We start from the raw sequence: 18,553 nt of genomic DNA, 5'->3' as shown, positions 1-18,553 counted from the left end.
TAGCGCGAAGCGCGCAGGTTCAGATCGTGGCCGAGTGCCAATATCGCGACGCCCACCATCGTATAGACGATCTCTGTCCCGCCATGCGGCAGGGTGAGCGCGCCGGACATCACGCCGATGCCGAGCGAACCGATCGCCGCGGGCATCATGAAACCATGTTCGAACAAGCCCTTAACCAGCGCCACGATCCCAAAAACGATCGCCAGCGCTAGGCCGACTTCGTGCACAAGCGGCGAAAAGAGGAAACCACCAGCCGAAGCCAGCAAAGCAAGCATCACCGACGTGGCCAGGCAGTGGACAAGGCACAGGCCGGCAAGGCTCAGACCGAGCCCGTCCCAACGCTTTTCGCGCCAATATGCCTGCAATGCGATCACAAATGTGCCTTCCTGAGTCGCTATATGGCAAATCTCGTCCGACGTTACAACATATCATTTGAGAAGGGCGGCCGGATAACGCGTTTGCAGTCGGCGCATATTTGCATTATGTTAAGACCTTCTCGGGGGAGAACTGAAATGAACAGCGAAAACAAAACACCAGTCGGATTCTGGATCATCAGCGGACTGTCGCTGTTGTGGAACGCCTTTGGCGCCGTCGATTATGTGATGTCGCAGACAAAGAACGCCGCCTATCTGGCTCAGATGACAGCCGAACAGCGCGCCTATCTCGACAGCTTTCCAACCTGGATGGAGGCATTCTGGGCTTTGGGCGTTTGGGGCTCGGTATTAGGTTCGGTGCTGCTTCTGATGCGCAACCGCCATGCCGTGGCCGCCTTTGGTGCGTCATTATTGGGATTGGCGGTCAGCACTCTATGGCATTTCGGCCTGTCTGGTGTCGACTTTGCAAAGCTGTTTGGTGCCGGACAGATCGCGATGATGGCCTTCATCTGGATCGTATTAATCGCACTGTTCGTCTATGCCCGCAAAAAAAGGGCGCAGGGGTTGCTGCGCTGACAACCAATCGGCAGTGCAATTCTTGCACCGCCGTTAACCATATGACTTAGCCACGATTTGACCATGGCGGGGCTAACAGCCCTGCCATGCGGACCAGATTCATCCTCCCTGCCCTGCTCGCGATCGGCCTGGCCAACGCGCCCGCCAATGCGCTCTATGAAGGGTTGCAATGCGTGCCCTTTGCCCGCGCGCTGACCGGCGTGACCATCTTCGGCGACGCCCATACCTGGTGGGATCAGGCGGAGGGCCGCTACCAACGCGGCGAAACGCCCAAGGTCGGTGCGGTGATGGCATTCCGCCCGCACGGCAATATGCGGCTCGGCCATGTTGCGGCGGTACGCAAAATACTCGACAAGGGTACGCTACTCATCAGCCATGCCAATTGGTCGGCGATTGACGGGCTCCGCGGGGCTATTGAGGGAAAAGGCCGCGTGATCCATGGGTCCGAAGACAACGACTGGAGCCGGGTGCGCGTCTGGTACACCCCCAATAGCGCGCTGGGCGGCAATGAATGGCCGCTGCACGGCTTCATCTATCCCGAGAAGGCTCGCAAGGAGAAAGAGGCCCGCGCCGCGCTCGCCGCCGTGCTCGCCAAAACGCCTCCGTCACGCCCTTCTGCCAAGCCGGCAATTCTGGAACCCGCCAAGCCCGAACGCCCATCTCTGCGCATCGCATCAGCTGCGGCTGCTAAGAACACCGTCAAACCCGCCGGTTTCTCATTGTCATCCGGGCTGCTCGCGGAAATCGACAAGACCGCGAAGAAAGAAGCGAAGCGCAGCCGGAAAAGCTGAATTCTTGGGCGGTCCTATTTCGGCTTTTTGAACTTGTACACGAAACGGTCGGTCTTACCGCGCAGCGCCGGGTCGAAGACGTTTTTCGCATAATCGTCCCCCGGCATGCGCAGATGCTGGCTTTCGCCGACCAGCTTGAACCCCGCCCGGGCGAAATCGGCTTTGACCGTTTCAGGATCAATCCGGTGCACTGCATCGACAGTCGCGCGGGTATCACCCTTGGAGCCGACATGATCGACCACGCCTACAATCCCGCCGGGTTTCATAGCCTTGTACAACCGCTTGAGCACGGCATCGGGATCGGTCTTCGGCACGTTGAAGCGTTCGGATTGCCAATAGAGGTCATGATAGACCAGATGGAACAGCGCGAAATCATAGCTGTTAGCGGGCGCCTCCCAACTGTCGAACGCGCCTGTGGCATAGCCGATCGCCGGTGCGCGCACAGCGATATCGGCCCATTTCGCCTTCACCGGATCGCTGCCTGCAAAGCCTGAAGGATTCCAAGCGGTCACCTTGCCCTTGGGGCCGACGGCCTTGGCCATGATTTCGGCATAATAGCCGCCGCCCGTCATGTAATCGAGCGCGGCCATGCCCTTTTTGAGGCCAAGAAACTGCAGCGTCTCAACCGGCTTTCGGCCCTCATCCTGCTTGATGTCCGCCGCTGCGCGGCCTTCTATGGCTAGCCAGTTGGGCTGGCCCTTGGCAGCGAGTGTGACCGGCATGGCGACAAGTGCGGCGGCGATGATCCATTTGCGCATAAGGATGCTCCCTCTTCCTGATCGCATAATGATGCGCCTGTTGGGGCGCGAAGACAATCGCTCCGGTCGAAACCGTCACGGCGTTGGTCGATTTGACCGCGGTCAATGACAATCCGTCGCAGTCTGCCATCATGGCGCAAACAGCAGCCTAGGAGGCAGACATGCTCAAGGTCGAAAAGGACGTGAAGGCCGGATATCTAGAACTCACCGTCGACGGGGTGGTTCACAAGGATGAATATCAGCAGGCGGTCGATGCCGTCGACGAACTGCTGAAGACGCACGAGCAACTGAACGTGGTCGAGGTCGTCCGCGATATCGGTTGGGTCGACGCGCAGGTGTGGTGGAAGGATCTGCTCTTCCACCTCTCACACCGCAACTTCATCCACCGCGCCGCTGTGGTCAGCGACAATGGCTGGATCGGCCCGATGACGCGTATGTTCGCGCCTTTCTATCCGGCAGCCATCCGGACATTTGGGCTGGATCAACTCGAATATGCCCGCACCTGGGCAAAGATAGGCGATGTAGGGAAGGCAGCGGATTAGGCGGCGCGCTTTCGATAAAGGCAAAACAGTATCACCGCCACCAGAAGCGGGACGGCCGCGCTGACATAGGGTGCAAAAGCCGCCGCCATTCCGGCGTCAACTCCGCTGGTATCCATCGCCAGGATCAAATTATTCCCGGATTCCCCGCTGATTGTTCTCCCGCATACGACGCCGAAATGAACCCCGAATGGCAAAGCCAGGCTGCGGGAGACATAAGCGGCGGCACCAAACAACACCGCGCTGGGCAAAACGCCGAGAAGGACTGTTTCCAGCGGCCAGCCATAGCCAATGTGCAACAGGGCAAAAGCCAGAGCCACCAAGAGTTGACCACCGATACCACCCAGCACCGCAATGCTGTTCCAGAACGCAAAGCTTCGGAAAGCGAGTTCTTCCATGAGGACGGTTGCTGCCAGCCCGCCAAAAAAGATCAAAGCCGCCGACATATCGGGCTCTGCCGCCACGGCAAAACGGATGGGGCCAAAAAGCAAGGCATTGGTACCCAATGTTACCCCATAGGTTGCTACGCCAATCGCCAATCCTGCACCCAGCCGGGCGATGGTCCGCCTGTCGTGCCGTAACCCCGCGTCTGGTACCGCCAATGTGCGGCGCAAGGCAAACCAGCGGGCAAGTGCATATAGCGCCAGCGATGCGGGTAACCCCCAGGCCAATGATTTATAGGCGGAGGGAACGACGCTGGAAGCCATGGCTGATAGCAGCAGGATGACCAGCGCCGCCAGCCAGAATAGGAATGTGGAAACCAAGGGCGCTCGCCAGATTGCAGCTAATGTCCGCATATTGGCTGCGCTAACATATCCGGCGTCTTCTTGCCATCGACTGCTGTGACTACCGCCCAAATTTCCGCTGCGTTTTCCCAAAGCGCAACTTCCGCGTCCCCGGTTTGCCCTCGCTCGCGCGGCCCTTCGGCGCGGTGACACGCTGTTCGTGCGGCAGGCCCAATTCCTCTGCCTCCAGCGCGCGGATTTCGTCGCGCAGGCGCCCGGCTTCTTCGAATTCCAGATCGGCGGCGGCGGCGCGCATTTTCTTTTCGAGCTCCTCGATATAGGCGCGCAGATTGTGGCCGACGAGGTTGTTGGCGCCCTCCGCGTCGATCTCCACCAGCACGCCGTCACGTGACGCTGTATCCGCCACAATATTGTGGATGTTGCGCTTGATCGTGGTCGGGGTGATGCCGTGCAGCTCATTATAGGCGCGCTGCTTCTCGCGCCTCCGGTCGGTTTCGCGCATCGCGCGCTCCATGCTGCCGGTGACGCGGTCGGCATAGAGGATCACCCGCCCGTCGACATTGCGCGCGGCGCGGCCGATCGTCTGGATCAGCGAGGTTTCTGACCGCAGGAACCCTTCCTTGTCGGCATCCAATATGGCCACCAGCCCGCATTCGGGGATGTCCAGCCCCTCGCGCAGCAGGTTGATGCCAACCAGCACATCATAGACGCCCAACCGCAAATCGCGGATCAGCTCGATACGCTCGAGCGTCTCCACATCCGAGTGCATATAGCGGACGCGCAGCCCCGCCTCGTGCATGAACTCGGTCAGATCCTCGGCCATCCGCTTGGTCAGCGTGGTGACGAGCGTGCGGTATCCGGCTTCCGCCGTCTTTCGGCATTCGTTGATGCAATCCTGCACCTGATCCTCGACCGGCTTGATCTCGACCGGCGGGTCGATGAGGCCGGTGGGGCGGATCACCTGTTCGGCGAAGACCCCGCCCGTCTGTTCCATTTCCCAATTGCCGGGGGTTGCCGATACGCAGACAGTCTGCGGGCGCATCGCATCCCATTCGTTGAAGCGCAAAGGCCGGTTGTCGATGCAGCTCGGCAGGCGAAAGCCATATTCGGCGAGGGTCAGCTTGCGCCGATGGTCCCCGCGCGCCATTGCGCCGATTTGCGGCACCGTCTGGTGGCTTTCATCGACAAAGAGCAGGGCGTTATCGGGCAGATATTCAAACAGCGTCGGCGGCGGCTCGCCGGGCAGGCGGCCGGTGAGGAAGCGCGAATAATTCTCGATCCCCGCGCAACTGCCCGTCGCTGCGATCATCTCCAGGTCAAAATTGGTCCGCTGCTCCAGCCGCTGCGCCTCTAGCAGGCGGCCCTCGGCGACCAGCTCCTCCAGCCTATGCGCAAGTTCGAATTTGATCGCCTCGGTCGCCTGCTTCATCGTCGGCCCGGGGGTGACATAGTGGCTGTTGGCATAGACGCGGATCGCGTTCAGCTTTGCCCCCGCCTTGCCGGTGAGCGGATCGAATTCGACAATCTCCTCCACCTCGTCGCCAAACATCGAAATGCGCCAGGCCATGTCTTCATAATGGCTGGGGAAGAGCTCCAGATTATCGCCGCGCACGCGGAAATTGCCGCGCGCAAAGGCGGCGTCGTTGCGTTTATATTGGAGTGCGACGAGCTTGCGGATCAGTTCGCGCTGATCAACGCTTTCGCCGACTTTCAGATCAAAGATCATCGCCGAATAGGTTTCGACCGATCCGATACCGTAAAGGCAGGAAACCGAGGCGACGATCAGCACATCGTCGCGTTCGAGCAAGCTGCGCGTGGCCGAATGGCGCATCCGGTCAATCGCCTCGTTTACCGAGCTTTCCTTCTCGATATAGGTGTCGCTGCGCGGCACATAGGCCTCTGGCTGGTAATAGTCATAGTAACTGACGAAATATTCGACCGCGTTTTCGGGAAAGAAGCTTTTGAACTCGCCATAAAGCTGCGCCGCGAGGATCTTGTTGGGCGCGAGCACCAAAGCGGGGCGCTGCAGCGCCTCCACCACCTTGGCCATCGTAAAGGTCTTGCCCGATCCGGTGACGCCGAGCAGCACCTGATCCTTCTCCCCCGCCAGCGCGGTTTCAACGAGTTCCTTGATTGCCGTAGGCTGATCCCCCGCAGGCTGATAATCCGAAACCAGCTTGAACGGCTTCCCCCCCTCCACCTTGGGCGGCCGCGCCGGCCGATGCGGCGTGAAACTGCCGTCGGTTTCGGGTTCCTCAAGGCCCCGGCGGATGATGAGGTTTGACATGTTCGCTATATGTACGCGATTGGGGCGGGGGGCAAGGGGGTGTCGAAACTTGCCATTTTCTAAGCCTTTGCCCATGATGGCAATCATGACAGGCTTGCCCAGCCCTCATGCCGCTGCTGCGATGCTGCTTGCCTTTGCAATGTTCTATGGCTTTGTCAGGGGCAAAGTCGCAGTCGAGATCGTCTCGCTTCTTACCATCGGCGCAATTGCGCTGGGGCTCTATTTCTTTCCACTACCTAGCGGAACCGCGCGTGACGGGCTGGTGCTGGCATTCGAAGGCTTCGGCCATCATGCCCTAGTCACAATTTGCGCGCTCATGATCATGGGGCGCGGGCTGGTGGTCACTGGTGCGTTGGATCCAGCCGCCCGGGCGCTCAACCGCATCTGGCTTTTCAACCGGCAAGGCGGTTTGCTGGTGACCTTGCTGGCAGCGTTTGGCTTTAGTATGATCATTAACGATACGCCTGTGCTGGTGCTGCTACTGCCTATCCTCGTCCAGTTGGCCACAAAAGGGGGAATGCCTGCATCCAAAACACTGATACCGGTCAACAGCGCGATCCTGATTGGCGGTATGGCGACGACTATCGGCACTTCGACCAACCTGCTTGTGGTGTCGATCGCCACAGATCTGGGCATGCCACCCATCAGTGTGTTCCACTACACCCCGATCGTACTAGCTGCCTCTTTGGTGGCGCTGCCATATATCTGGCTGGTGATGCCTCGCTTGCTGCCTGACAATTCGGTTGTCGACGGACGCGACCCCCGCCCGTTCCATGCTACACTACGTTTTTCTGCAGGTTCAGCGTCAATTGGCAAGGCCGTAGGTCAGTTGCGCGCAATGCTACCGGTCAGCATAGTGTTGGCTGGCGATTCTGAAAGATTGGTCGATACCGATACCCGGTTAGCGCTCTGCGGCCCGCAGGAAGCGCTTGAGGAAGCCGCACAACTGACTGGTGGGGCGCTCGCTCCTGTATGGTTGCTGACCCGATTGCAACGTGAATCCGCCAGACTGAGAGACGATCTGATGATGGTCGAAATGGCCATCACGCCTGATTCGCGACTGATTGGCAACACGTTGCAAACCGCAGGAATCGAAGATGTAGCCATCTTAGGCGTACATCACGCGCGGAGGCTGTTGGGTGAGACCCGAATAGACAGCGCGGATGCTCCGATGGGCGAAGGCGACCTGCTGCTGGCATTAGGTACGCAGAATGCATTGCAGGGCTTTGCTCAGGATGCCGGCCTGCTGATAGTCGAAGGCGGGCGCGACATGCCGCGATCAAGCAAAGCAGCCCTCGCATTGACTATCATGATTGGGGCAGTGGCGTTAGCCAGCTTTGGGTTGATGCCCATCGCGATTTCCGCCCTGGGCGGGGCTGTGCTGATGTTCCTGACGGGTTGCGTCAAGTTCGAGCGGGTGGGTCGAGCCCTGTCAGCTAAGGTCATCGTGCTGGTTGCTTCCAGCATCGCGCTTGGCAAATTTGTGCTGGTATCCGGGGCGGCGGCATGGCTGGGCGACTTGCTTGCTGCAGGCCTACAATATCTTCCTCCTGCCGGAATATTGGCAGCGATCATGCTTTTCGTAACCGCACTTACCAACTTCGCCTCAAACGCAACTGCGGCTGCCGTGGGCACACCTATTGCGTACAGCCTCGCCCAAAGCCTCGGACTGCCGCCGGAGCCATTGGTGCTGGCCGTCCTGTTCGGCTGCAATCTCTGCTATGCCACTCCGGTAGCGTATCAGACGAACATGATGATCATGTCTGAAGGCAATTACAATTTCGGCGACTATGTACGAACCGGCGTACCGCTTGTGGTTTTGATGGTCGTGACTCTGTCGATTCTGTTGGCGTTGCGATACGGTATGTAGAACTATTTCTTGAACAGCACCCGATCCTCTGGCCCAAAGCCCCAGCGCCAGATCACCCACAGATATACGCCAAGGATCGCGGGCACGCCCAGTGCCAGCTCAGCCCATTCGGGCAGGCGCGTCGCGCCGATGCCGATCAGGATCGCGGCGGCCACCGCTGGCAGCAGGCTCCAGCGCCAGATCGAGAGCGGCTCACCCAACAACCGTGCCAGCAGCACCGCCTTTGCCAGCGAGGCCGCGCCCAGCGCGAGCATCAGCGCGCAGGCGACCGCGGCGGCTTGGGCGAGGCCGGTATATTCAGGCTTCAGCCCGAGCAGCGGGACTAGCTCGATCAGGATCAGGCTGAGCACCACCTGCAAGGCGAGCATGCCGAGCGAGAGCAGGAGGTTCCTGTGCCGCGCCATATAGACCAGCGCGCTTTCGCTGACGACAGCGGTCGCCGCGGCAACCTCCGCCGCGAGCAGAAAGGCCATAGCCGCGGTGCCGCCGACAAATTCCGGCCCGACCAGCCCCATCACCGCCTCACCCGGTATGCCGAGCGCGAGCGCGATGCCCGCCTGTGCAGCGATGATCCAGAAGCCAACCTGGCCGACCTGCCGTGCAATCTCCCCATAATTTTTCGCCTGCAGATTGCGGGTGATGACGGGGCCGAGGATCGGATCGAAGCTCGATTTCAGTTTCTGCGGCAGGCTGGCGACCTGTTGCGCGACATAGTAAATCCCGACCACGGCGGGGGTGGCAAAGAGGCCGAGGGTGGCGGGGTCAAAACGCCTGCCGCCCCCTTCGATCGCCTCCCCCCCCGCCAAAAGCAGGGTGCGGCGCGCGAGCAGGTAGAGCTCGACGGGGCGCGGTCGCCAGCCCTGCGGCGTGCCATAGCTGCGCCAGAGCGGCCACAAAGCGGTGAGCATCGCCGCCAGCATCGAGGCGACATAGCTGAGGATCAGGCCGTCGCGGGTCGAATAGAAAACCAAAAGGCCCGCCGCGATGCTGATCGTCCACGGCTCGACAATCGCCCGCGCGCGCACCGTGGAGGCGACGTCGAAGCGATAAGCCAGTGCGGCCAAGGCAATATCGGTCCAGACAATCGCGAAAATCGTGATTGGCAGGAAACGGTCAAGGCCATTGAGTTCGCTGTTCGGGAACATCAGCCAGGGCAAAGCGATCAGCACCGCCGCGCCCAATGCCGAGGCAATCGTCCCCACCAGCATCGCGTCGCCGACGACATGGGTATCGGGCCGGTCCTGCCGCGACAGCGCCTCGGCCAGCCCGCGCCGCAGGCCCAGCGTCGCCAGTTGGGCGACAAATTCGACGATCAGCACGGCATAGGCGAAGCGCCCGAGCACCTCCGGCCCGTAGAACCGCCCGGCGATGAACAGGAACGGCAAGCGTGCCAGCAGCCGCAGGACAAAGCCGAACACATTGGTCCGCCCGCCCTTGGCAAGCGCCTTCAGATCGGCTTCGTTCTGGTCAGGCACCGTTGCCGTCAAACTCCCCTCCGTTTGCGGGCAATAGGTTTGAACATATACCGCAGTCCTGAGCCTGTCGAAGGACGCCTCAAGGTTTGCGCCAAGGCTGACAAACGTCCTTCGACAAGCTCAGGACTGCGGTGTGAAACTAGATGGTAGGGCAATGAAAGCGCCTTGTCACCTTTCGGCCTTTAACGGACGGGAAAGCAGCGCTTCGACCACCTGGCCGACGTTGGCGCTGCCATCGAGCAATGCACAAACCGCCGCGACAATCGGCATCTCTACGTCCAGCGATTGCGCCGATTGCAGCAGGACGGGTGCGGTGAACGCGCCCTCCGCCACGGTGCGCCGGTCGGCCATCAGATCGGCCGCGGCCTTGCCCTGCCCGAGCCCACGACCCAAAGAGAAATTGCGGCTGTTTTCGGAAGAGCAGGTGAGCACCAGATCGCCCAGCCCTGAAAGCCCGGCCAGCGTTTCCGCCTGCGCCCCGCGGGCGAGGCCATATCGCTGCATCTCGGCAAAGCCGCGCGCGATCAGGGCGGCGCGCGCGTTGAGCCCCAGCCCCGCGCCATCGACAACGCCGCAACCAATGGCGAGCACATTCTTCCCCGCCCCGCCTATCTCCGCGCCCACGACATCGTCGGACCAATATGGCCGGAAGGCAGGCGTTGCGACCAGCCGCATCAACAGCTTGCCCATCGCCTCGCTCTCGCAGGCGAGCGTAATCGCGGTCGGTTTTCCTGCCGCCACTTCATGCGCAAAGGTGGGTCCGGAGAGCACGGCGAGCGGATTGTTCGGGCGCAGTTCGGCGACGACTTCAGAAACCAGCATCTGCGTGCCCGCCTCAATCCCCTTTGCGCAGAGCAGCAAGGGTGCATCGGTTTCAGGCAGACGCTCGAGCGTGCCGCGCAAATGCTGCGCGGGCGTCACCAGCAACAGCGCCGAACAGGCGGCCATGTCGGCCAAGTTGCCGGTGGCGCGGATCTGCGGCGGCAGCGCGAGATTGGGGAGGTAGAGCGGATTGCCCTCCCCCGCATTCACCGCCTCGACCACCTCGGGCTCAAGTGCCCAAAGCAGCACCTCTGCATGGTTCTGCGCCATCACGCTGGCAAGCGCAGTGCCCCATGCGCCTGCACCGATGATGCCGATGGGCTGTCCGCTCATGCCTTCACTCCTGCGCCGCGCACGGCCTCTGCATCCGGGTCGAGCGGCCAGCGGGGACGTGCAGCGACATCGAGTGGGTCGGTCAATCCGGCGGCAAAGCGTTCCGCGCCCGCCCAGGCGATCATCGCGCCATTATCGGTGCACAGCCAATGCGGCGGCGCGACAAAGCGCATGCCGTACCGCTCCGCTACGCGCTGCAGCATCGCACGGATCGCATCGTTCGCTGCTACCCCGCCGGCGACCACCAGCGCGCCGAGCGGATCAATCCGCGACAGGCTGTATTCGAGGCGGTCTTCGAGGCAATCAACCACAGCCTGCTGGAAGGAGGCGGCAATATCTTCGGGATTGTGCGTGCCTGCCTCATGCGCGCGCAGAACCGCGCTTTTAAGACCGGCAAAGCTGAAATGCGGCTCGTCCGCGCCCTTCAACGGCCTTGGCAGCGGGACGGCCTTCGCATCGCCCAGCTTGGCGGCCTTTTCGACCGCAGGGCCGCCGGGAAAGCCGAGACCCAAAATCTTGGCGCTTTTGTCAAACGCCTCGCCCACGGCGTCGTCGATGGTGGTCGCCAGCCGGTCATAATCGCCGACGCCATTGACCCGCAGCAACTGGCAATGTCCGCCCGAAACAAGGAGGAGCAGATAAGGAAATTCCAGCTCAGGATCGATCAGGCGCGGTGAAAGCGCGTGGCCTTCGAGGTGATTGACCGCAATCAGCGGCTTGTTCGCCGCCATCGCCAATGCCTTGGCTGTCACCAGCCCAACCATGACCCCACCGATCAGCCCCGGCCCTGCAGTCGCGGCGATCGCATCGACATCCCTCAACGTCATCCCGGCATCGGCAAGCGCGGTTTCGACCAAAGGCGTCATCAGCTCGGCATGGGCACGTGCGGCAATCTCTGGCACCACCCCGCCAAAGGCCCGGTGATGATCCTCCTGCCCTGCCAGCGCATGGCTCAATATCGTGCGATCCGAACGCACCAGCGCGGCTGCGGTTTCATCGCAACTCGATTCAAGGCCCAAAATCACTGCCATCGGCTTCCCCTTAGGGATGTGCCCCGCTATGGACAAGCCGCATGACCCTAAGCGCCACCAATCCGTTACGCATCGGCACCCGTTCTTCCCCGCTCGCTTTGGCGCAGGCGGAGATGACCAAGGCCGCCCTGATCGCGGCACATGGCTGGGATGAAGCCGCTGTCCTCCTTGTCCCGATGCTGTCGAGCGGGGACAAGGTGCAGGACCGCCCGCTTGCTGAAATTGGTGGCAAGGCGTTGTGGACCAAGGAACTGGAACGCGCACTGATTGAGCACGAAATCGACATTGCAGTGCATTCGATGAAGGATGTCGAAACCGTCCGTGCCGGCATTTTTCGCATTGCCGCAATGCTACCGCGTGCCGATGTGCGCGACCGGCTGATAGGGGCGGATAGCATCGCCGCGCTCCCCCAAGGGGCCAAGGTTGGCACCTCCAGCCCAAGACGTGCGGCGCAGCTGAAAGCTCTCCGTCCCGATATCGTCACCGACAGCATCAGGGGCAATGTGGCGACGCGATTATCCAAAGTTGTGAACGGCGAATTTCAGGCGACCTTGCTCGCGGCGGCAGGGCTCGCCCGCTTGGGTCAGGGCAATATCGGAAACGCTATCGAGACGTCGGAAATGCTGCCCGCCGCATCGCAAGGTGCGATCGGTATCGATTGCCTCGTCGAACGTACCGAAATTGCGGCCTTGATGGTGCCTATCAACGACCTGCCAACGTTCACGTCCGTGATGGCCGAGCGCGCCTTCCTTGAAGCGCTGGGCGGCACATGCCATTCGCCGGTCGCGGCGCAAGCCATCTGGCAAGGCGACATACTGACGCTCAAGGGCGAGATACTGCGCGAGGATGGCAGTGAGCGACGGGAGGGAGCAATTGCCTTCAATCCCGATGATGTGGAAGCTCCCGCCAGGCTGGCCCGCCAACTGCTCGACGCAGCCTCGCCCGAATTGCGCGCGTTGTTCGAGGGATGAAGCTGCTCATCATCCGCCCGCAGCCGGGCAATGATGCAAGCGCAAGTCGCGCGCGCGATGCCGGATTCGACCCAATCCAGCTGCCCTTTTTCGAGGTTCGCCCCCGTGTATGGCAAGCCTCCGACCCTGCGCAATTCGACGCATTACTGATTACCAGCGCCAATGCGGTGCGCCATGCAGGCGCCGGACTGTTGGCCTATCAGGGCTTGCCGGTACATAGTGTCGGCCAGAACACTGCTGATGCGGTCGCTGCATCGGGTCTGAAGCTTGCTTCAGTTGGTCAGCACGGCGTCAAAGAGGCGTTGCGGGCTGCAAATACTGCGGGCCATCACCGGCTGCTTTGGCTGGCGGGCGAGGATCAGACCGATTTCGATACACCACCGGGCATGCAACTCGAGACGCAGATCACTTATTCTTCCGAACCTGTCGAACTACCCGTCGATACAGCCGATATCATTGCCGGTGTGGGTATTGTTGTGCTCCATTCGGCTCGCGCAGCACGCCGGTTCGCTGAATTTGTCGATAGCAGTCGACTGTCCCGCGAAGACATTACGGTCGCCGCTTTTTCTATCGCAATTACCGAAGCCGCCGGGGCGGGCTGGCGCGGAATTGCCATTGCCGAACGCCCCGATGACCAAGCCCTGTTGTCGGCGGCGCACGCCCTTGTTAAGCAGGGCGCATAATCAGGGTCGCAAGGGGACAGGGTTTGAACTGGCGAGCAGGCGTTGCACTGTCGATATTGGCGTTTGTCGGTGGCGGATTGGCAGTTAGTTGGCTGTCTTCATCAGGGCTTTCGCCATGGGGGGACGTTGCGTATTCGGCTCCGGAAGCGCCCGTTGCGCCAATGCCCGAGGTTGCACCGCCAGCGGTTAACCCGATGCTGGCAGCACCCGTCGCCCCCCAAATCCTTCAACCAATCGCCGACTCGGCCCGTACCGAAGCCATGCTGGTTGCTATGGCAGCGCGTAGGGCGATTGGGGCTGGTGCTCCACTTGGCGAGATCGAGCCGCGGCTTGATGCAGCCTTTGGGCAAAGCCAGCCACAAGCGCTGGCGCGTATCCGTGCGGCGACGAAAGATGGATTGACGCCCGTCAAGCTTGCCACCGAATTTGATGCCGTTGCACCAAGCCTGAACCGCGATCCCGAAATGTCATGGACGCGGATCCGGCACGAGCTTTCGACCATGTTCGTGCTCCACATGTCTGACGCTCCGCCACCATTGGCCGATGCCCAGATTGCCCGGACGCGCGACCTGATCCTCACCGGAAATGTGGAATCGGCCATGCGACTGGTTTCGGCCATGCCGGGGGCGGCGAATGCACAAGACTGGCTGGCCAAGGCGCGACGCTATGTCGAAACACAGCGGGCGCTCGATAGCCTTGAAAAGGCCGCTCTTGCCATGCCGATGGTTGCGCAACAGCCCATGATTGCTCCAGCGCCCGATACAATTGCGCCATCCGGCGCAACGCAGCCTGAGATTGAATCCCCTGCAACCTGATCGTTTTCGCAAAAAGCGGCCAGTGGGTTGTGTCATAAATCTTTCATAAATCTCCAATCGGCTTAAACCGTCGCCATGGCGACGCCCCCGCTCTCGATTCTGGCCGCATATGAAGACCGCATAGCGCCACCTCCCCTGCCGCTGCTGGTGCGCGAGGTTGTGGGCTTTGCTTCAACGCGCATTCGCGCCACCTTCGCGCCACCGGTGCCGCTGGAAGTCGATGGGCAGGGCCAGCATGTTTTTGTCATTCCCGGTTTTCTGGCCTCTGACCGGACCACCGCCCGTTTGCGCCGCTCGCTAGATGGCGCGGGGTTCCGGGCGCATGGCTGGGGTCTCGGACGCAATGGCGGTGTCTCCGCTGAATTGTTCGAGCAGATCGACCGACAGTTTGACCAGCGTGGAATCGACCATCCGGCAGCTTTGGTGGGCTGGAGCTTGGGCGGTATCATTGCCCGCGAATATGCCAAGCGCGCACCGCATCGTGTCTCGCGCGTCATCACGCTCGGCAGCCCCTTTTCAGCGCATCCGCGCGCGAACAATGCCTGGCGGGTCTATGAATTTGTCGCCGGCCACGCGGTCGACAATCCGCCTGTCGAGGCGGTGCTGCATGAAAAACCGCCCGTGCCGACCTTCGCCTTCTGGTCGGAACGAGACGGTGTTGTAGCACCCGATGCCGCGCGCGGTCGGATCGGAGAGTCGGATCAATCGACCGAGCTCGATTGCTCACATATGGCGTTCATCGCCGATCCGGAAGCCATCCGCGCTGTTGCGCGTGCGATAGTCGCCTGATCAGCGCGCCGCTGCAACCGCCTCTGCCACATTGTCGCTAAAAAAGCCGTCGATTCCAGTGGCGAGGAAGGCTTTGATCTCAGCCACCAGATCGCCATGGCCTGCCGGATTGAGCCCGCTTCGCTGGCCGAGGGGCAGGAAGTAATTTTCGCGCCGGAAGGTCCAGATATGGACGTCGAGACTTGCCGCATGCGCATCGGCGACAAGCGAGGTCGGTTCGCCCAGATTGCCGAGCAACGTACGCGGAATGACCATCGCCTTTTCAACGCCGATACCGTCAGCATAGGCCGCGACCGCCTTAAGCCCGTCGGGCGTGTCCATCGACGCATATTTGGTCGCTGGATCGTCCGCCGGTCCGTCATCCTTTGACATCAACTGGATCAGCCGCAGCTTTGTCTTGCCGCGCAGCGCCTTCAGATTGCCGACCTCGAAACTCTGGATGAACAGCGGATCGTCTTTCTGCGTATAGCCATGCTTCTGCAGCATCGCGAGCAGGGGTGCCTCATGGGGCAAGCCGATAGCGGAAAAATAACTGGGATGTTTGGTCTCGGGATAGATGCCGATGCGGCGGCCTGTTTCCTTTTCTTTGGCTTTGGCGAGCAGGATGATCTCTTCAAAGGTCGGGATTTCGAACTGGCCATCAAATGCCATGTTGGCCTTGCGCAGCATCGGCAGCCGTTCCTTGGCGCGCAGCGTCTTCAACTCGGCGAGCGTGAAATCCTCGGTAAACCAGCCGGTCATCTTTGCGCCATCAATGGTCTTGGTTGCTTTGCGGTCGGCAAATTCGGGTCTGTCGGCAACGTCGGTGGTTTCGGAAATCTCGTTCTCGTGCCGCGCCACGAGCACGCCATCCTTGGTCAAAACCAGATCGGGCTCGATATAGTCCGCGCCTTGCTCGATCGCGAGCGTGTAACTGGCGACTGTGTGCTCGGGGCGTTCACCGCTGGCGCCGCGATGGGCAATAATGATCGGGTCCTTGGCCATGGCAGACTTTCCTTCATTGGCGGTGCCGCTGGTGCAGGCAGACAAGGCCAGCGCGACGCAGAGTAGCAATTTGAATTTCATGCACGCTCCTAAACAGAAACCGGGGTGCGCGCTTCATCCAACTGGATTGTTACATCCGCGCGACCGGGCATCTCTTCCATGATCCAGCGCGTCAGTCGTTCATAATGGGCGATGAAGCGGGCGACCTGTTCGTCGGTCATCGCGGCAGCGGCACGCTGCGCCCCGTCCTGCGCCTGATAGCCATGTTCCTGCTCGCAGCGCCATTTATGTACGACCTCAAACGAGGGCGGGCGCAGATAGGCCAGCCGGTCGATGCGGGCGAACAGCTGGGCTGTTTCGCTAGCGAGATGTGCGTTCCAAAAGCTGCGCCAGACGCCCTCCGGGTCATCGTCGCGCTCGAGATCGTTCACCGGTTGGGCAAGCAGATCGTGCGGCACCGGCTTGGCCCCGACACACCAGCCTTCAAACAACAACAGGGCACAAGGCCCATCAAGCAGCGGCCATTCGCGCGAGGACAAGGGCTCGTCGGCCCGCTTGTCAAACCGCGGCAGCATTACCGAACGACCTGCCTTTACGGCATCAAGCGTCGCGATGCCGATAGCAGTATCGTGCGTCCCCGGCGGCCCGCGCGTTGCAAATAGCGGATGTATCTGCTCCGCCAGTCCTGCCCGCACGGTGCGCCCGAGATAGAGATCGTCGAGCGACAAGGTGCCGACCCGCAACCCCTGACCGGTGAAATGCTCGGCCAATTGCGCACAAGCCGTCGACTTACCCGAGGCCTGCGTCCCGCACAGCCCGACGATCAGCGGCTCACCCGGAGTCAGCCAACTTTCGATCTTTCCGGCAAGTGCAGTCGCAATCGGGTTCATGCCCCAAACGCCGCCTCCCATTCAGGCTGTTTGAATCCGACCAGCAGCCCGCCCGGATATTCGAGCACCGGGCGTTTGATCATGCTAGGCTGCTCTAGCATCAGCGCAATGGCCTTGGCCTCATCCAGCCCAGCTTTCGCGTCATCGGGCAGCTTCTTGAAGGTCGTGCCCGCTCGGTTGAGGATCGTCTCCCACCCCTTTTCCGTGCACCAGCTTTTCAGCTTACCGGCATCCGCGCCCGCTTTTTTGTAGTCATGAAAGGCATAGGCGATGCCTTTCCCGTCTAGCCAGACGCGCGCCTTTTTCACCGTGTCGCAATTGGGGATGCCGTAAAAAATGATGCTCATTTGCTATTCCTCACTATTGTGACACGCTCTAGCGGATAGAGAAGGGGAGGCAAGTATGAGGGTACATGTCGGTTGGGCTTTGGTGCTGGCCTCTTTGGCGGCAGCAGGTGGTTATGCGGCGGCAAAACCGGCGCAAGCTCCCAAGGGCTATATTGTCGCCGAAGTTCAGGTGACTGATGCCGAAGCTTATAAGGCCTATGTGCCGGTAGCAGGTGCGGCGGTAGCCAAATTTGGCGGGAAGTATCTGGCACGCGGCGGGCGCGTCGAACAGTTGGAGGGGCCGCCACCTGCCGGACGTTTTGTGATCGTCGAATATCCCAGTTTCGAGGCGGCGCGCGCCTTTTACCATTCAACCGATTACCAGGCAGTCGCGCCAATTCGGCAGAAAGCGTCCATCTCGCGCTTCTGGGTTGCGGAAGGCTTGCCTTCCAAATGACTGACTAACGCTCAGCGCCCGTCTTGCATTTGGCAACCGTTCCAACCGGAAGGGGCGCTGGCTGTCTGCCTTTCAATTCATCAATCTGCGCCTGCCGCCGCCACAGATAATAATCGCGGGTCGCGGCATAGGGATCCGCCGTTTCTTCGTTAAGCGCCCGCAATTCGCAATCATTGGCAATTCTCGAATTGAGCGAGCTCAACGTGCCTGCCGGCAAGGTGTAATGCAATTGGGTGAACGGCTTTCCGATCACCGTCGGATAGACCAGCCCGTCAATCCCGCCGCCAATCATGTCGCGCAGCGTGGTGGGCCCGATCAGAGGCAGGAAGAAATAGGGCCCCGGCTTTACCCCGTAAAAGCCCAATGTATTGGCAAAGCCATTGGGGCGTCGCGGCAGGTTGAACGGCTTGGTCTTGGCGACATCGACAAGCCCGCCGACCCCGAATGTCGTGTTGATGGCGAAACGCCCCAGCGTTTCTGCCGCCTTCCCCGGTTTGAGCTGGAGCAGGAAGTTGAGCGCGACAACCGGTTCGAGCAAATTGTTGAGGAAGTTGCCAATGCCCTGGCGCACCGGGCTCGGCACCGCCTCTTCATAAGCTTCGGCAACCGGTGCGACCAAAGCGGCATCGGCACCCTGCACCAGCTGGAATGCCTCGACATTGATCGCCTCCACCGGATCGCGGGGATCGGCGGTGCGTGCGGTGACGACAATTTCATCGGCTATCGGTTCGGGGGGCGTTGTCGGCGGCAGTGGCTCAAGCTTTGAGAGGTCGAAGGGAGGTTCATTGTCCGTCTGTATACCGACCGGGGCCGATGCCTCTGTCCCGACGGGCTCCGCTGTCGGAGCGGGAACCGCTTCTCCGGTTGGAACGGCCACAAATAATATGGCTGTTGCTAGCGAGGCTCCCATCTTGCGTCCCTTTTATCCGCGCCCCCGCTGTTCAAATCTATAAGAGAGTTTTCCCCTCGGGTGCAAGGCCAAGATGGCCGAAGCCATGCACTATCCGGCCTTTCACCGCGGCCCCGCTTCGGCTAT

Annotated in this window: 20 protein-coding genes; 9 read left to right on the top strand and 11 right to left on the bottom strand. The window is 61.0% G+C overall.

Translation table 11 applies throughout. The features are described from left to right. Positions 1 to 374: MerC domain-containing protein (locus Q0239_RS04920; protein ID WP_298599308.1), on the bottom strand; the 374-nt coding region annotated here is incomplete at its 3' end. Positions 375 to 512: 138 nt separating this feature from the next. Here Q0239_RS04920 and Q0239_RS04915 point away from each other — a divergent pair. Both Q0239_RS04915 and Q0239_RS04910 read left to right on the top strand, forming a co-directional pair. Next, positions 513 to 950 (top strand): hypothetical protein, encoded by a 438-nt coding sequence (locus Q0239_RS04915; RefSeq protein ID WP_298599305.1) that lies wholly within the window; start codon positions 513 to 515, stop codon positions 948 to 950. An 86-nt stretch (positions 951 to 1,036) separates the two neighbouring features. Further along, a complete protein-coding gene (locus Q0239_RS04910; RefSeq protein WP_298599302.1) occupies positions 1,037 to 1,741 on the top strand; it encodes a CHAP domain-containing protein in 705 nt (234 codons plus the stop codon). A gap of 14 nt (positions 1,742 to 1,755) precedes the next feature. Here Q0239_RS04910 and Q0239_RS04905 read toward each other — a convergent pair whose 3' ends face one another. Next, positions 1,756 to 2,499, bottom strand: a complete 744-nt coding sequence (locus tag Q0239_RS04905; protein ID WP_298599299.1) for a methyltransferase — start codon at positions 2,497 to 2,499, stop codon at positions 1,756 to 1,758. A gap of 161 nt (positions 2,500 to 2,660) precedes the next feature. Here Q0239_RS04905 and Q0239_RS04900 point away from each other — a divergent pair, with 161 nt between their 5' ends. Then, positions 2,661 to 3,041, top strand: coding sequence for an STAS/SEC14 domain-containing protein (locus Q0239_RS04900; protein WP_298599297.1), 381 nt, complete (start codon positions 2,661 to 2,663; stop codon positions 3,039 to 3,041). Here the strand turns inward: Q0239_RS04900 and Q0239_RS04895 are convergent. Both Q0239_RS04895 and uvrB read right to left on the bottom strand, forming a co-directional pair. Then, positions 3,038 to 3,835, bottom strand: coding sequence for a CPBP family glutamic-type intramembrane protease (locus tag Q0239_RS04895; protein WP_298599294.1), 798 nt, complete (start codon positions 3,833 to 3,835; stop codon positions 3,038 to 3,040). The two genes, Q0239_RS04900 and Q0239_RS04895, sit on opposite strands and share 4 nt — an antisense overlap. A gap of 49 nt (positions 3,836 to 3,884) precedes the next feature. Continuing rightward, positions 3,885 to 6,071, bottom strand: coding sequence for an excinuclease ABC subunit UvrB (gene uvrB, locus Q0239_RS04890; protein ID WP_298599291.1), 2,187 nt, complete (start codon positions 6,069 to 6,071; stop codon positions 3,885 to 3,887). 85 nt (positions 6,072 to 6,156) lie between these two features. On the opposite strand from uvrB, the gene Q0239_RS04885 reads away from it, so the two are divergent. Then, a complete protein-coding gene (locus Q0239_RS04885; RefSeq protein WP_298599288.1) occupies positions 6,157 to 7,941 on the top strand; it encodes an SLC13 family permease in 1,785 nt (594 codons plus the stop codon). 2 nt (positions 7,942 to 7,943) lie between these two features. Here the strand turns inward: Q0239_RS04885 and Q0239_RS04880 are convergent, their stop codons facing one another. The 3 genes from Q0239_RS04880 to tsaD form a co-directional block, all read right to left on the bottom strand. Beyond that, positions 7,944 to 9,428, bottom strand: a complete 1,485-nt coding sequence (locus tag Q0239_RS04880; protein WP_298599285.1) for a lipopolysaccharide biosynthesis protein — start codon at positions 9,426 to 9,428, stop codon at positions 7,944 to 7,946. 156 nt (positions 9,429 to 9,584) lie between these two features. After that, complete coding sequence (locus tag Q0239_RS04875) at positions 9,585 to 10,571, bottom strand: NAD(P)H-dependent glycerol-3-phosphate dehydrogenase (protein WP_298599281.1); 987 nt, start codon at positions 10,569 to 10,571, stop codon at positions 9,585 to 9,587. Continuing rightward, a complete protein-coding gene (tsaD, locus tag Q0239_RS04870; protein WP_298599279.1) occupies positions 10,568 to 11,602 on the bottom strand; it encodes a tRNA (adenosine(37)-N6)-threonylcarbamoyltransferase complex transferase subunit TsaD in 1,035 nt (344 codons plus the stop codon). Before tsaD ends, Q0239_RS04875 begins: the two co-directional genes overlap by 4 nt. Positions 11,603 to 11,643: 41 nt before the next feature. Between tsaD and hemC the strand changes: the two genes are divergently transcribed. From hemC to Q0239_RS04850, 4 genes are all read left to right on the top strand, one after another. After that, a complete protein-coding gene (gene hemC / locus Q0239_RS04865; protein ID WP_298599275.1) occupies positions 11,644 to 12,573 on the top strand; it encodes a hydroxymethylbilane synthase in 930 nt (309 codons plus the stop codon). After that, on the top strand, positions 12,570 to 13,256 hold the full coding sequence (locus tag Q0239_RS04860; RefSeq protein WP_298599272.1) for a uroporphyrinogen-III synthase: 687 nt from the start codon (positions 12,570 to 12,572) through the stop codon (positions 13,254 to 13,256). Before hemC ends, Q0239_RS04860 begins: the two co-directional genes overlap by 4 nt. A gap of 23 nt (positions 13,257 to 13,279) precedes the next feature. Continuing rightward, a complete protein-coding gene (locus tag Q0239_RS04855; RefSeq protein ID WP_298599269.1) occupies positions 13,280 to 14,071 on the top strand; it encodes a hypothetical protein in 792 nt (263 codons plus the stop codon). Positions 14,072 to 14,146: 75 nt separating this feature from the next. After that, positions 14,147 to 14,860, top strand: coding sequence for an alpha/beta fold hydrolase (locus Q0239_RS04850; RefSeq protein WP_298599266.1), 714 nt, complete (start codon positions 14,147 to 14,149; stop codon positions 14,858 to 14,860). Here the strand turns inward: Q0239_RS04850 and Q0239_RS04845 are convergent, their stop codons facing one another. The 3 genes from Q0239_RS04845 to Q0239_RS04835 all read right to left on the bottom strand — a co-directional run bounded on the left by Q0239_RS04845 (position 14,861) and on the right by Q0239_RS04835 (position 17,081). Then, positions 14,861 to 15,844 carry a glycerophosphodiester phosphodiesterase gene (locus Q0239_RS04845; RefSeq protein WP_298599311.1) on the bottom strand — a complete coding sequence of 328 codons (984 nt, stop codon included), beginning with the start codon at positions 15,842 to 15,844 and terminating at the stop codon, positions 14,861 to 14,863. Positions 15,845 to 15,933: 89 nt separating this feature from the next. Beyond that, a complete protein-coding gene (locus Q0239_RS04840) occupies positions 15,934 to 16,734 on the bottom strand; it encodes a kinase (RefSeq protein ID WP_298599264.1) in 801 nt (266 codons plus the stop codon). Continuing rightward, complete coding sequence (locus tag Q0239_RS04835) at positions 16,731 to 17,081, bottom strand: arsenate reductase (protein WP_298599261.1); 351 nt, start codon at positions 17,079 to 17,081, stop codon at positions 16,731 to 16,733. The genes Q0239_RS04840 and Q0239_RS04835 overlap by 4 nt, the downstream gene beginning before the upstream one ends. Before the next feature lie 55 nt (positions 17,082 to 17,136). On the opposite strand from Q0239_RS04835, the gene Q0239_RS04830 reads away from it, so the two are divergent. Beyond that, complete coding sequence (locus Q0239_RS04830; protein ID WP_298599258.1) at positions 17,137 to 17,517, top strand: DUF1330 domain-containing protein; 381 nt, start codon at positions 17,137 to 17,139, stop codon at positions 17,515 to 17,517. A 4-nt stretch (positions 17,518 to 17,521) separates the two neighbouring features. On the opposite strand, the gene Q0239_RS04825 is transcribed toward Q0239_RS04830, so the two are convergent. Next, positions 17,522 to 18,427 carry a VacJ family lipoprotein gene (locus tag Q0239_RS04825; RefSeq protein ID WP_298599256.1) on the bottom strand — a complete coding sequence of 302 codons (906 nt, stop codon included), beginning with the start codon at positions 18,425 to 18,427 and terminating at the stop codon, positions 17,522 to 17,524. Positions 18,428 to 18,553 lie beyond the last annotated feature (126 nt).

It is taken from the genome of uncultured Sphingorhabdus sp. (assembly GCF_937872355.1).
In the GTDB taxonomy this organism is placed as follows: domain Bacteria; phylum Pseudomonadota; class Alphaproteobacteria; order Sphingomonadales; family Sphingomonadaceae; genus Sphingorhabdus_B.
Note: the sequence above shows the minus strand (reverse complement) of the source record. Positions and strands in the feature narration are given on the sequence as shown.